The 12737-nt window shown below is 44.9% G+C and carries 13 protein-coding genes; 4 read left to right on the top strand and 9 right to left on the bottom strand.

Annotated features, from left to right (window positions below; all coding sequences use genetic code 11):
• The first annotated feature begins 1 nt into the window (after nucleotide 1).
• On the top strand, nucleotides 2-760 hold the full coding sequence (locus tag SYNPCCP_RS07785) for a hypothetical protein (RefSeq protein WP_010872695.1): 759 nt from the start codon (nucleotides 2-4) through the stop codon (nucleotides 758-760).
• Nucleotides 761-777: 17 nt separating this feature from the next.
• Here SYNPCCP_RS07785 and SYNPCCP_RS07780 read toward each other — a convergent pair whose 3' ends face one another.
• From SYNPCCP_RS07780 to aroB, 4 genes are all read right to left on the bottom strand, one after another.
• The gene (locus SYNPCCP_RS07780) at nucleotides 778-1062 is read right to left on the bottom strand and encodes a type II toxin-antitoxin system VapC family toxin (protein ID WP_020861769.1); all 285 of its coding nucleotides are present in this window, start codon (nucleotides 1060-1062) and stop codon (nucleotides 778-780) included.
• Between the two features lie 41 nt (nucleotides 1063-1103).
• Complete coding sequence (locus SYNPCCP_RS07775) at nucleotides 1104-1277, bottom strand: hypothetical protein (RefSeq protein WP_020861768.1); 174 nt, start codon at nucleotides 1275-1277, stop codon at nucleotides 1104-1106.
• A gap of 73 nt (nucleotides 1278-1350) precedes the next feature.
• Nucleotides 1351-4536 carry an efflux RND transporter permease subunit gene (locus SYNPCCP_RS07770; RefSeq protein ID WP_010872694.1) on the bottom strand — a complete coding sequence of 1062 codons (3186 nt, stop codon included), beginning with the start codon at nucleotides 4534-4536 and terminating at the stop codon, nucleotides 1351-1353.
• A 137-nt stretch (nucleotides 4537-4673) separates the two neighbouring features.
• Nucleotides 4674-5759, bottom strand: a complete 1086-nt coding sequence (gene aroB / locus SYNPCCP_RS07765; protein ID WP_010872693.1) for a 3-dehydroquinate synthase — start codon at nucleotides 5757-5759, stop codon at nucleotides 4674-4676.
• An 81-nt stretch (nucleotides 5760-5840) separates the two neighbouring features.
• Between aroB and SYNPCCP_RS07760 the strand changes: the two genes are divergently transcribed.
• From SYNPCCP_RS07760 to SYNPCCP_RS07750, 3 genes are all read left to right on the top strand, one after another.
• Nucleotides 5841-5939: a cytochrome b6 gene (locus SYNPCCP_RS07760; protein ID WP_010872692.1), complete on the top strand. Its 99-nt coding sequence runs from the start codon at nucleotides 5841-5843 to the stop codon at nucleotides 5937-5939.
• Nucleotides 5940-6169: 230 nt separating this feature from the next.
• The gene (hemB, locus tag SYNPCCP_RS07755) at nucleotides 6170-7153 is read left to right on the top strand and encodes a porphobilinogen synthase (RefSeq protein WP_010872691.1); all 984 of its coding nucleotides are present in this window, start codon (nucleotides 6170-6172) and stop codon (nucleotides 7151-7153) included.
• A gap of 80 nt (nucleotides 7154-7233) precedes the next feature.
• Nucleotides 7234-8163, top strand: coding sequence for a glycosyltransferase family 2 protein (locus tag SYNPCCP_RS07750; protein ID WP_010872690.1), 930 nt, complete (start codon nucleotides 7234-7236; stop codon nucleotides 8161-8163).
• 39 nt (nucleotides 8164-8202) lie between these two features.
• On the opposite strand, the gene SYNPCCP_RS07745 is transcribed toward SYNPCCP_RS07750, so the two are convergent.
• The 5 genes from SYNPCCP_RS07745 to SYNPCCP_RS07720 all read right to left on the bottom strand — a co-directional run bounded on the left by SYNPCCP_RS07745 (nucleotide 8203) and on the right by SYNPCCP_RS07720 (nucleotide 12736).
• Entirely contained in the window at nucleotides 8203-8655 is a 453-nt protein-coding gene (locus SYNPCCP_RS07745) for a DUF29 domain-containing protein (protein ID WP_010872689.1), read from the bottom strand.
• A gap of 266 nt (nucleotides 8656-8921) precedes the next feature.
• Nucleotides 8922-9497 (bottom strand): hypothetical protein, encoded by a 576-nt coding sequence (locus tag SYNPCCP_RS07740; protein ID WP_010872688.1) that lies wholly within the window; start codon nucleotides 9495-9497, stop codon nucleotides 8922-8924.
• A gap of 696 nt (nucleotides 9498-10193) precedes the next feature.
• Nucleotides 10194-11051 (bottom strand): glycosyltransferase family 2 protein, encoded by an 858-nt coding sequence (locus SYNPCCP_RS07730; protein ID WP_020861766.1) that lies wholly within the window; start codon nucleotides 11049-11051, stop codon nucleotides 10194-10196.
• A gap of 119 nt (nucleotides 11052-11170) precedes the next feature.
• Nucleotides 11171-11965 (bottom strand): 6-hydroxymethylpterin diphosphokinase MptE-like protein, encoded by a 795-nt coding sequence (locus SYNPCCP_RS07725; protein ID WP_010872686.1) that lies wholly within the window; start codon nucleotides 11963-11965, stop codon nucleotides 11171-11173.
• Between the two features lie 21 nt (nucleotides 11966-11986).
• Nucleotides 11987-12736, bottom strand: coding sequence for an SDR family NAD(P)-dependent oxidoreductase (locus tag SYNPCCP_RS07720; RefSeq protein ID WP_010872685.1), 750 nt, complete (start codon nucleotides 12734-12736; stop codon nucleotides 11987-11989).
• Nucleotide 12737: the final 1 nt, after the last annotated feature.

Below are 12737 nucleotides of genomic sequence, written 5' to 3'. Positions count from 1 at the left end.
AATGGGTATTACATCAAAAATATTTGGAATGTTTGACAAACTTGATGATATCATTTACGCGCCAGTTAAACTTGCAACGGATTGGGCCAGTGAGCCTCTACGTAGATGGGAATATCAAAGAGAAATTGGCAAAATAAACATTGACGCAGAAAACAAACAAAAGGAAAAAGAGTATAATCTCAATCTTGAGTTAAAAAGGCAAGAAGCAGATATCGACTTACAAATAAAGAAAGAAACTGAAATTGTAAGAATAATAGCTGAAATTGAGGAATGCAGAAAAGATTCTGAATTTGAAAGAATGAAAGCCGTATCTGAAGCGATGATGCGACTACAACGGGAGCTAACTCAGTTAAATGTTGATGCAATTAATATGATTGGGAGCATCCAGCTTGGTCTACGAAAACAAGCTCAAGACTTAGTATATGAAAGAACTATAAAATATAAAGAATTACAGGATGCAGCCATGCAGGAGGCTATGAAGGATTTAATGCGTATTGAAAAAGAATTTGGAGATAATGAATTATCAAAAAAAATCTTAATTAATGCAGTTGATCAACGCCTAGCAAACATAATCAATACAGCACATAATTTTTTGCTAGAACTTAATTCTGATATTAAATTACTTAATCAAAATATTGACATTTTAACAAGCAGTGGACAGAAATTCATAGAAAGACACTTATCCCAGTTCCATTCTTTGGGTTTTTCTAAAGAGGAAATAAAAAAACTCCGAAGCTCAAATACAGAGGTAAGCAACTAGATTATAAACACGAAGCCCTATAGCAAGTCACGATATTTCGTCATAAGTTGCTCAATGCGAGAACAATGGCTAGGTTTAATGTCAAAGATATTGAGTTTTCCTAAGCCAATTTTTCTAATAAATCTCTGCGGTGCATGAATTCCAACCCGATTTTGCAGTAGATAGCAAGTTTCAGTCATAACACACCAAGTTGTTATAAACTGCTCGTCTTGTAGGGAATAAAACAGATTCACTGCCGGAATATGAAACTCATCATTTTTATTAGCTAGGGCAAGCCAAAAGCCAGTATCAACAATGATCATATTTTTTTTCTAATTCGTGATGCAAATAAGCTTTATATTTCCTAGAAAGATTCAGATTCTGCATCCATGCAACCAATAAAATCTGACCAGTCTGTGGAAGAGACCGGCAAATTTGCAACATGATCTTTTTTAAGACTCTTGACTAAGTCAAAAACAATTTCTTGGGCTTCAGGCGGAAGTTCTGCAATATCTTGCTGAATGGTGTCGAGATTCATTGGCTAAACCCTGAATTCTGCTCAAAAAGCCTGCCGTAACAATAAGACCAGATTTATTTTCTTCCCACATATTCTAGCTATTCCTTTGGGACGCTGGGGCTGGGGTGTGGGATTCGATTTCGGGGCTAGGCTCGGGGTTGGTGGATTTGGGTGCCAAAAGCCTTCCACTGATAGTTTTGACCACAATGTATAAAACTGGCACTACAAATAGGCTGAGGAAAGTGGCCACCAACATCCCGCCAAATACCGCTGTACCCAATGCTTGCCGACTACCGGCCCCCGCACCAGTGGCGATCGCCAAGGGAAAAATACCAAATAGAGTGGAAAGGGCGGTCATTAAAATGGGGCGGAGACGATCCTTTGATGCTTCCAGGGCAGCTTTAGCAATGGGATAACCCTCCGCCCGTAACTGGTTAGCAAACTCCACAATTAAAATGGCGTTTTTACTGGAAAGACCAATCAACATCACCAAACCAATTTGGCAGTACACGTCATTGGGGAAACCCCGTAAACTTTGGGCCGTTAAAGCTCCCAAAATAGCCAGGGGGACGCTGAGCAGAATAATCACCGGGTCAATGTAGTTTTCATACTGAGCCGCCAGTACCAAAAATACAAACAGCAAACCTAAGCCAAAAATTAGGGGAGCCTGGCCCTGGGAACCCATTTCCTCCAAAGAAATACCCGACCATTGGAAATCAAACCCCGGTGGCATGACCTGTCGGGCGATCGCCGCCATGGCATTCATGGCTTGCCCCGTACTCACCCCAAAGTTAGCTGACCCCGTAATGGCGATCGAGCGGAAGAGATTGTAATGGGTAATAATTGGTGCCCCCACCCCCTGGGTCACAGTGACCAAATTAGCCATGGGAATCATGGTGCCGGACTCACTGCGAACATAAAGGCTATTAATATCCTCCGGGCTACTGCGGAACTGCTCATCGGCCTGGAGGTAAACCCGATAGGTGCGGCCCTGCAGAACAAAGTCGTTCACATAGCTCGAACCCAACGCCGTTTCCATGGTTTGGAAAATTTGGTCCACCGGCACCCCCAAGCTTTTAGCCTTGTTGCGGTTGACATTGACAATTAACTGGGGATTATTAGCTTGGAAAGTACTAAATACCCTGGTTAAAGCCGGATTTTGGTTGGCCGCCCCCAGGATTTCCCCCATCGTGCCCACCATGGTGTCCAGTTCACTATTCACCCGTAAATCCTGTAACTGGAAATCAAACCCACCAAATTGCCCCAAACCCCTTATAGGAGGTGGGTTAATGGGAATGATATTGGCTTCGGGAATTTGGGAAAATTTACCAAACATCTGACCGATGATGGCCTGCACCGATTGATTAGGAGCAGTCCGTTCCCCCCAAGGTTTGAGCCGGGTAAAAATAATCCCTTGGTTGGGGCTATTACCACTAAAACTAAATCCTCCCACTGCAAAGGTCGCCGTCACTTCTGGCACCGCTAGCAATTCCTTTTCCACCTGGGCCATTACCCTACTGGTGTATTGCAGGGAAACCCCCTGGGGAGCTTGGATAATGGTGATGAAATAACCCTGGTCTTCCTCCGGTAAAAAGGCAGTGGGCACAGTGACGTACAACCAAGCGGTGGCCCCAAGTAACAGAACAAATACGCCAATTACCCATGCCCGCAGATTGACTAATTTGCCCAACACATTGCCATAACCGTTTTTGATAATGTCTAGTACCCGGTTAAACCAGTTGAAAAATCCGGCAATAAAGGCCGGTGGTTCTTGGCCTTCCCGCAGTAACAGGGCGCAGAGGGAAGGGGTCAGCGTCAAGGCCAGGAAAGTAGATAGAAGAATGGAAAAAGCAATGGTAAGGGCAAATTGTTGATATAAAGCCCCCGTCGTTCCAGGAAAAAAGGCCACTGGAATAAACACTGCCATCAATACCAAAGAAGTGGCAATGACCGCCCCCGTCAGTTCCCCCATGGCCTCCTGGGCCGCTTCTTGGGGATCTTCGTGTTTAACTTTGATAAAACGGCTAATTTGCTCCACCACAATGATGGCATCGTCCACCACCAACCCTGTTGCCAGAGTTAAACCGAACAGGGTCAAACTGTTAATGGAAAAGTTAAAGACTTTGACAAAGGCAAAAGTACCAATTAAAGCCAGGGGAATGGTTAAAGCGGGAATTAAGGCCGATCGCCAGTCTTGCAGAAAGACCAAAATTACCAGGATTACCAGAACGACGGCAATGAGCAGGGTTTCCACCACCTCCGAGAGGGACTCCTGCACAAATTCCGTGGTATCAAAGGCAACGCTGTATTCAATACCTTCGGGAAAGTTTTGAGCCAAACGGGCCATTTCGTCTTTCACCAAACGGGCTACTTCCAACGCATTACTATCCAGCAATTGGTAAATACCTAGCCCCACCGCTTCGTCGCCCCGAAAGCGTAAAAAACTATTGTAGTTTTGGGCCCCCAATTCCACCCGACCGATATCTTTGAATCTAACCACAGAGCCGCTGGCCCCGGATTTAACAATTAAGTCCTCAAAATCTTTTACTTCTACTAATTGACTACTGGCGAGCAAGTCCAATTGATATTCTTGACCTGGGGGTGCTGGTTCTGCTCCAATCTGTCCAGCCCCCACCTGTAAATTCTGTTCCTGCAAAGCTCGACTCAGGTCCGCCATGGTCAACTGCTGGGCCGCTAATTTCATTGGATCTACCCAGAGGCGCATGGCATAGAGCCTTTCCCCAAAAATCCGTACATCCCCCACTCCTTCCAGCCGACGGATGGGATCCACCAGATAGCGATCGGCGTAGTTGCTCAAAAAAACGTTGTCGTACTCGCCATCGGGGCTAGTGATGCCGATGCCCAACAGTAGGGCGTTGGATTCTTTATTAACCCTGATCCCCGTTCTTCTCACTGCTTCCGGCAGTTGCGGTTCTGCCAGAGCCACGCGGTTTTGCACATCGACGGCGGCAATGTCCTTATTCTGGCTCCGGTCAAAGGTGACGGTGATGCTACTGGTGCCATCGTTACTGCTGGTAGAGGAAATGTACCTCATCCCCTGCACCCCGTTGATCTGCCGCTCCAAAATGTCGGTGACGGCCCTTTCCACCACTTCCGCATTGGCCCCGCTGTAGTTGGAACTAACCTGAATGGTGGTTGGGGCTACTTCCGGAAATTGGGCGATCGGTAAGCTAAAAATGCTAATCGTCCCCACCAGCAAAATGATGATGGCGCAAACGCTGGAGAAAACAGGGCGCTTAATGAAAAAATCAACGAACATGGCGGGGAAAAAGGCGATTGGTTGGCACAGACTGGCTCAATCTCCAGCCGACTCTGCCACATTGTTACATATCTTTAACAATTGCCTAACCCCACCTTGGGCTGATCTTCAGTCCCCCAGGATTACAGTTTTACTTATTAGCCTAGGGTTGCCTTAATAACTTCGTCGGTGACAGCATCACTGATAGTTACTTGCCCGATCGCCGTGGGGAGAATGAAACGAACCTTGCCCGCTTTGACTTTTTTGTCGTGTAGTAAACTCGCTAGCAAGTTCTCCACCGCCAGGGTTGGGGGCATCTCCGTGGGTAATTTAGTTTTAAGCAATAATTGCCGTTGGCGATCGCCGAGGGATTGGTCACAAAGTCCTAGGTAATGGGCAATTTTGGCCGCCGCTTCCATGCCAATGGCCACTGCTTCCCCGTGGTTAATCACTCCATAGCCCGTTAGACTTTCCACCCCATGGCCGACAGTATGACCGTAGTTGAGGATGGCCCGTAATCCCGCTTCCTTTTCGTCTTGGCTGACCACATCCACTTTAGCTTGGCAGGAACGTTGGATGATTTTGGTTAATAATTCGTCCGGCAGGCGATCGATGCTAGACAAATCTTCCGCTTCTTCTAGGGCTGTGAATAATTCTGAATCCCAAATCACTCCGTATTTAATTACCTCCGCCATCCCTGCCCGAAATTCCCGTTCCGGTAGGGTTTTTAACACAACGGGGTCAATATACACCAAGCGCGGCTGGTAAAAAGCACCAATTAAATTTTTGCCCTGGGGATGGTTCACCCCCGTTTTGCCGCCAATGGAAGCATCCACCATGGCTAGCAAGGAAGTGGGTACCTGAACAAAATTAATGCCCCGGAGCCAAGTGGCCGCCCCAAACCCCGTCATATCACCGATGACACCTCCCCCCAGGGACAGCAGGGTGGAATTCCGCTCCAAATTGGCCTGGAAAGCGACATCGTAAAGCTCATTAATGGAAGCCAGGGTTTTATGGGTTTCCCCAGCGGGAATTAAATGCTGAAAAACTTCATAGCCAGCCCTTTGTAAGGCTTGGATCACTACTTCGCCGTAGTAGTCATAAATTTCCGGATTGGACACCACCATAATTTTTTTGCCCAAACCAAGGGGAGCTAAATGGTCGGCAATTGCCGCTAATCCTCCCGGCACAATCTGTACTTGATAGGGGGACTGGGGCAGGGGAACGGGGATAGTGGTGGCCATAAGTTGCTGGTTCAATCGGTGGCGCTGGATCGTACAATAGCAAACAATTACAACGTTTTTATCAAAGCGAGGAACAAAATTATGGCCGCTGGTGTAGGCATTTTTATTGGTTATATTGCTGTTTTTACCGGGGTCACCCTTGGTCTGCTTTACGGTCTGCGGTTTGTCAAGCTGATCTAACCCATCTTCAGGTTAACTGAGAACTGGTCTGGGTTGGGTTGCCAGGCTTTTCCCCAGGGCTGACCGAATTCTGCTTCAAACCATTGCCGGAATTTGGCACCTTAACCAGTTCTTGGGGGCAAAAACTAGTCAATTAGCAACGTTAATCAAGCACTAACTAATCCCTAAGGCTGAACTTTTACTTTAAAAACTTTAAAAAAATCCATTAAGCAAAATATTTAGGCACCATTATGTTTCCCACCATCCGTCCCCGTCGCCTGCGCCAAACTGATGTTCTTCGCCGCATGGTCAGGGAAAATACCCTCACCGTCAATGATTTGATCTATCCCTTGTTTGCCGTTCCTGGTAATGCCATTGCCAAGGAAGTAGTTTCCATGCCTGGAGTGTACCAACTGTCGGTGGATAAAATTGTTGACGAAGCTAAAGAAGTACGGGATTTAGGCATTCCGGCCATTATTCTGTTTGGTATTCCCGAAGATAAGGATACCGATGCCACGGGAGCTTGGCATGATTGCGGCATTGTCCAAAAGGCGACGGAAGCGGTGAAAAAAGCGGTGCCAGATTTGGTGGTAATTGTCGATACCTGTTTGTGTGAATATACCAACCATGGCCACTGTGGCTATCTGGAAACGGGGGATTTGACCGGCCGGGTATTGAACGACCCCACCTTGGAATTGTTGAAAAAAACCGCTGTTTCCCAAGCTAATGCTGGGGCAGATGTCATTGCTCCCTCGGGGATGATGGATGGTTTTGTCCAGGCGATTCGGGAAGCCTTGGATGACCATGATTTCCAAAATATTCCCATTCTGTCCTACGCGGCTAAGTATGCTTCGGCCTATTACGGCCCCTTCCGGGATGCGGCGGATTCCTCTCCCCAATTCGGCGATCGCCGGACCTACCAAATGGATCCAGGCAATAGTCGGGAAGCGTTGAAAGAAGTGGAGTTGGATTTGCTAGAGGGGGCGGATATGGTGATGGTCAAACCGGCTTTGTCCTATATGGATATTATTTGGCGCATTAAGGAAATGACCAATTTACCAGTGGCGGCCTATAACGTGTCTGGGGAGTATTCCATGGTGAAGGCGGCCGCCCTAAACGGTTGGATTGACGAACAAAAAGTTACCCTGGAAACCCTCACCAGCTTTAAACGGGCCGGGGCAGATTTGATTTTGACCTACCATGCTAAGGATGCGGCCCGCTGGCTACAGGACTAGGGCCATAATCTCGGCAATAGATTGGTCCGAATTTCAGAGAGCTTGGCTATGGATGGGGCGGACGAGGAAAAAGGAAAGCGATGCTTGAAGCACCTTTGTTAAGTATTTGTATTCCTGCCTATAACCGCCCTAACTGGCTCCAGCGGGGTTTGGAGTCTATCGCCGTGGGTGAAGGGAGTGATATAGAAATAGTAATTACCGATGATTCCGACACTGATCAGGGCCAGGCGATCGCCAGTGAGGTGTTAAAAAATTGGTCGGGATCTTGGTGCTATGAACACCATCAACAACCGTTGGGCATGGCCCAGAACTGGAACCGGGCTATTCAATGGGCAACGGGGCAATATGTGATGGTTCTCCACGACGATGACTTTTTTTTGCCCCAGGGATTAGGTCTGCTGGTCAATAAGTTGCGGCAGTTGGGGAGCTCATCCCCAGTTTTATTATTTGGAGTCCGGGTGGTGGATGCCCAAGAACGGGTCGTGAAACGGCAAGGGTTTAGACAAGATAAACTTTTGCCCCCCCACGATGCATTAATACGGCTTTTTTCAGATTCTTCGTTTGTCCGTTTCCCGGCCATGGTAATTAGACGGGACTTATTCACGGAGGTGGGTTATTTCAATCCGGACTGGCGGGAACCCTGTGATCTGGAAATGTGGATGCGGCTGTTTGCCCGGTATGGAGTGTATTGCTGTCGGGAAGCCACGGTGGCCTATCGGGTACATGGCCAAGCACTCACCATGGGGTCATTTCATGGAGAAACGGTGAATATTTTGCTGAGGTTGTTTGGGGAATTGGAGAAGTTAAATATTTTGACGACAAGGGATATCGAGTTTTGCAAAGGATTATTCTTTCATCAATATATTTTGGCGGGGGCGTGGCGACAATTGCGGCGGCGGCGCTGGCGGGAGTTTAAACAGGTGATGGGATTGTTTGATTTACCGGAGTTGAAGTCGTTGTCCTGTCCAGTTAAATGGCGATTTTTGAGAGGGTTGTTTTCTTTGACGTAGTACCAATTTTTCAATGGGAGTAAATGACTTTTTCAATTGTTAAGGTAGCCAGTCGGGATCGAGGATTTGTTCTAGGATATAGGGACAAGCCAATGGAAATATTTCAGGGGACAATTTTGATTTGCGAATGGCACTTTTGCGGGCTTTTTGATAATCCTTCTCCAGAATTGTCGTGAGATGATTAAAGAGGACTTTGGACTCTAGCAGTAGATCTAGTTCTAAGCGAAAGTTATCAATTTCTTTTTCCCAACCTTTCCCTGACCATTCTTTTTCAGAGTGCCAATATTGATAAAGTAGTAAATGAATCAGTAGTCGGAGTAAATAACTTTCGACTTTGTGGCGTTGTTCCCGTCCCAATGCTTCTATTTCCTCAGTTAAATTGTCCCAGTCAAGCTGTTCGATGTCATGGTTTTTAAGTTGGTTAAGGGTAGTATCTAACCAAGCGACATAATCGTCTTCATAAAGGCTTGGGACAGAAGGGTTAGAAATCATCGTTTTTAGGAAATTAGTTATTGGTTGTTGTTACAGCATTTGGGCTGAATTTGGGTGATTCCAGTTAAGTTGGTTTTGTTATATGGTGATGCCTAGCCTTAGTCTTAGTTTAGTGTAGCTTTTTTACCGAAAACCCCCCATCAGTAGGTCTATTTCCATTCTGGGCTGGGTAGGAACGGGCTAGGGCAACCAAGTTTTGCCGAGTTTGTCGATCGCCGAGGGTAAAAGCTGAGGCAGATGGAAATTCATTATTTTGAGACGGTGGACTACCAAGCTTTAGGGCGGAATTTAGCATCATTTAAAATCATCAGATCGTCGCCAGATTGGGCAATAACAAAGAGTCCTTTACGGTAGGCGTAACTGGCAATCTGGTTGGGCACTACCATGGCGGCGACGGCTCCTAGTATTTTGAGAGGTTGATAGCGGGGTAGGAGTCGTTTAAATTTACTCATTCGTTCTAGGTGTTCATCTACATCTTCCTTGTCTAGTTTACTTTTCACTTCGATGGCGATCGCCTCATTGCCATTAACTACTAACAGATCAATTTCTAGCCCTTGACCATTTTTTTGAACGGATAGGTCGGTGGAAATTTCATGAACGTCAATGCCCCGTTCCCGGAACAGTCTAACGGCGGCAGGTCGCACTTGGTATTCGACAAACTCTCCCAAGCGGTTACCAAGTTGGCCAAGTAGGCGTTGGCTTTGTTCTTTTAAGAGTCGTTCAGTTTCTTGGAAACGACGATCCGCTTCTTGGGACTGTTCTTTGAGGAGGCGTTCGGTTTCTTTTTGGGCCTGGGCAAGTTCGCCGAGGAGTTGCCAGACTTCTTGGGGGGTGGTGGCCATGAGACGGGAAACGAGAGAGCAGTTCTATCTTAATCTTGGGACAGGGAGAGTTAATTGGAGCTAGGGTAGCCAGGTTTTACTGAGTTTGCTGATCGCCAATGCTAAAAGGTCTAGGTTTTAAGTTTTTTTGATCAGGCTACATTGGAGCTAATGTCATCAGGAAGAAAGGATAAAACATCTAAATACCACCACCATTGATGGGGGGAAATCTCATGCTCATTTCGATAGTTAGATAAATCAATAAAGCGAGAAATTTTTTGATAAGTAGTTGCCATGTTAATTAACATTTTTTATCTGCTTCTCGTAATTTTCTTTTTTCTCGTAGGCTAAATATGTTAACAATTTCTCCAATTTGATCCCGAATATTTAATAGCTCTAGGTGTTCAGCACCACTGACGTTAGGATAGTCCAGACTAGCGATGTAAATTCCAATAGCTCATTCATGATAATAGTTCTCCTAATTTGCCTAGGTCAGCAAAGACCGGATTGCTAAAATAATCGGACGGATTACTAGGAGGGAATGCGGTTTCTATTATTCTCTCTGATGTTAACATCAGGAGCCATAATCGATGTAGTTCTATGTTTAATTATGGGCCAGACAAGGTTAATTGGGGCTAGGGTAGCCAAGTTTTGCCGATTTCTTTGATTAAGCTTTTGATGCGGTGGAGATAGAATAGGGATTTGTAGTAGGGGGTATCACAAAGTTAGTTTTTGATCGAGAAGTAAAAAAATCACTTTTAATGAGGACAATAAACAACGCTTATGTAGATATATAATTATGCCCTTAATACCAAATAACTCGATATAACCCTTCATTTCTGTTTTCCAGTAAAATTGAGATGTAGGAGTAAATAGCTCTTGAAAACGGTTAAACTGGCTGGACTTTTTTGACAAGCCATTATAATGGTATTCGCATAACGCCACTATATCATTACATAAAAAAAGTTTATAGCCTTCTTTTTTGATTCGATTAGTGTAAACAAAATCTCCAAAATGATGAGGAAATCGTTTTGCATCAGGAAAGCCAACTTTATCAACAATATTACGAGGAATTGCCAGCAAATTACCATTTAAAGCGTCGCAATCAGTCATGCTATTAAAAGTATGGAAAATTTTCACGACTTGTAATTTATTATTATTTGTAAGGATTCCGCCATAGCTTGGTTCTTTGCTTTTTGGATCAAGGCATTGAACGCCAATAACTGAATTAGGATTTTCGTCGATTTTTTTTAGTAATTTAGAAATAGTTCCCATTTGAGGATAACAATCATCATTGAGCAAGATAAATAATTCACCACCCTGTTCGTAGGCGTATTTCATTCCCATCTTGACTGCTCCTGTCCACCATAAATTACCATCTCCTTCTAAAACAATTACCTGTGGAAACTGAGCGTTAACAGCTTCTCTTGTGCCATCGGTTGAGTCGTCATCAACAACAACAATCCTATACTGATCTAAATCCTCGTTAAGCTTTAGAGTTGTCAAGCATTGTAATGTAACTTCTCGACGATTATGAACTGGAATGATAATATAAATAGACTTAGTATTTTGCATGAAAAACATGAATTAATAATATTCTTTGTCTTCAATTGAGAAGTTTACGCTAGGTATCTTGGGAATCTACTAATTCTTTGTATTAAGATAAATGTGGAAATTCAATTAGTTTTTCTGAATTACAAGTCTATGAAATCTGTAAGCGACAATCGAGGAAAAATTTCTAGCTTTCCACCTTCTGTCGCATTGTAAATTGCTCGATTATTGTGTTCAAAATGAAACTTAGCCATAGTATATCCTACTTCACTTCCTAAGAGGTCTGGCAAGTGCCACTGAACACCATTTGCAAAATATTTAGGGTCAAAATGATTGGGGTCTTCTTGCTCCGTAGTGACTTGTTCATTAGGTAAACCTGTCATTCTAAATGAGTGATCGCATCCAATAAGAGCAACTTTTGAAAATCCAAAATAAAATGCCAACTGCATAGCGACAAAGGTTACAGTTGATCCATGAAATAAGCTGATTGAACAATCTTGAGCAAATTTAATTTGTTCTGTTGAGTGAAGGAAAATAATGTTTTCTCTAGGTTTAATCAGGGATGTGTGCTTACTGTTGATGAAAAGGGGGATTGTGGTGTTGTTATAAAAACTTGCATTTTGCTCGATTACCAAGGGGTTTACCGCAACAATACAAGATGGGCGAAAATCAGATTTATCAAAAAGTAAGTTGATTTTGTTTAGACCAAAAGTATAAATATTTTTAAGCAATGAAAAATCTGTTTGTAACAAGCTGGGGCCATTACAAACAATGACAGCTTTTTGACCTACATATTGATTTTCATACTGCTTAAGTCTGTGGCGTGATCGCCATGATTCAGGAGTCAGATCCCATTTAAGTCTGCGCCAAATTTCTGCTAAACCATACCGATAAGGATTAGCGTCTGGCAAACGCTCTACGGTTGTGTTTTTCGTCATGGAATTGAGCTCGGAAACAAGTTACTCGGTGCTGAGGCGTGCGATCGCCCCGCCGTCAATAGTTATAGTTTGCCCAGTCATGAAGCTAGATTGCTCATTGTCCGCTAAAAAGGCGATCGCCTGAGCGATTTCAGACGGTTGCCCGACACGACCCATCACAGTTTTAGACCCTAATTCTTGGAGTTGATGCTGGGGGGATTGTTCCACCAAATGACCACGACTCAAACCCTCCCTCAGCATGGGGGTATTTACGGCCCCCGGTAATAGGGCATTAACTCGAATCTGATCAGCGGCCCATTCGATCGCCATGGCTCGGGTCAAGGCAATTAACCCACCTTTAGAGGCGGCATAGGAAGCAATATTGGCGGAGGTCGCCAGCGCATGAACTGAACTAATGTTAACGATACTCCCGTGGGTTTGTTGGAGATATGGGTGAGACATTTTTGCCAAAAGAAACGCGGCCCGGAGATTAACCGCCATTACTTGATCCCAATCGTCTAGGGAGGTTTCGAGAATTGGCTGACAAATTTGCAGGGCGACATTATTAATCAAACTATGGAGATTTTGGGTTTCCCCGACCAAATTGTCAAAGGCAGCCGCAAGGGCTTTAGGATCGCCGCAATCAGCTTGTTGATAGTGGTCAATATAAGGGCATTTTGGGTCAGCTTGACGATCAATTCCCGTCACGAGCCAACCTTGTTGGGCAAAAAGTTCGGCTGTCGCCTGACCGATCCCCCCAGCAATACCGGTGATAAGAACAACTGGTTTCATG

It is taken from the genome of Synechocystis sp. PCC 6803 substr. PCC-P (assembly GCF_000284455.1).
GTDB lineage: Bacteria > Cyanobacteriota > Cyanobacteriia > Cyanobacteriales > Microcystaceae > Synechocystis.
The sequence above is the reverse complement of the archived record's forward strand: the minus strand, read 5'-3'. Positions and strand labels throughout refer to the sequence as shown.

Bases quoted from the DNA above. Each gene is read 5' to 3' on its own strand.
- SYNPCCP_RS07785 (WP_010872695.1), top strand. From the start codon at position 2: ATGGGTATTACATCAAAAATATTTGGAATGTTTGACAAACTTGATGAT.
- SYNPCCP_RS07780 (WP_020861769.1), bottom strand. From the start codon at position 1,062: ATGATCATTGTTGATACTGGCTTTTGGCTTGCCCTAGCTAATAAAAAT.
- SYNPCCP_RS07775 (WP_020861768.1), bottom strand. From the start codon at position 1,277: ATGAATCTCGACACCATTCAGCAAGATATTGCAGAACTTCCGCCTGAA.
- SYNPCCP_RS07770 (WP_010872694.1), bottom strand. From the start codon at position 4,536: ATGTTCGTTGATTTTTTCATTAAGCGCCCTGTTTTCTCCAGCGTTTGC.
- aroB (WP_010872693.1), bottom strand. From the start codon at position 5,759: ATGGCCACCACTATCCCCGTTCCCCTGCCCCAGTCCCCCTATCAAGTA.
- SYNPCCP_RS07760 (WP_010872692.1), top strand. From the start codon at position 5,841: ATGGCCGCTGGTGTAGGCATTTTTATTGGTTATATTGCTGTTTTTACC.
- hemB (WP_010872691.1), top strand. From the start codon at position 6,170: ATGTTTCCCACCATCCGTCCCCGTCGCCTGCGCCAAACTGATGTTCTT.
- SYNPCCP_RS07750 (WP_010872690.1), top strand. From the start codon at position 7,234: ATGCTTGAAGCACCTTTGTTAAGTATTTGTATTCCTGCCTATAACCGC.
- SYNPCCP_RS07745 (WP_010872689.1), bottom strand. From the start codon at position 8,655: ATGATTTCTAACCCTTCTGTCCCAAGCCTTTATGAAGACGATTATGTC.
- SYNPCCP_RS07740 (WP_010872688.1), bottom strand. From the start codon at position 9,497: ATGGCCACCACCCCCCAAGAAGTCTGGCAACTCCTCGGCGAACTTGCC.
- SYNPCCP_RS07730 (WP_020861766.1), bottom strand. From the start codon at position 11,051: ATGCAAAATACTAAGTCTATTTATATTATCATTCCAGTTCATAATCGT.
- SYNPCCP_RS07725 (WP_010872686.1), bottom strand. From the start codon at position 11,965: ATGACGAAAAACACAACCGTAGAGCGTTTGCCAGACGCTAATCCTTAT.
- SYNPCCP_RS07720 (WP_010872685.1), bottom strand. From the start codon at position 12,736: ATGAAACCAGTTGTTCTTATCACCGGTATTGCTGGGGGGATCGGTCAG.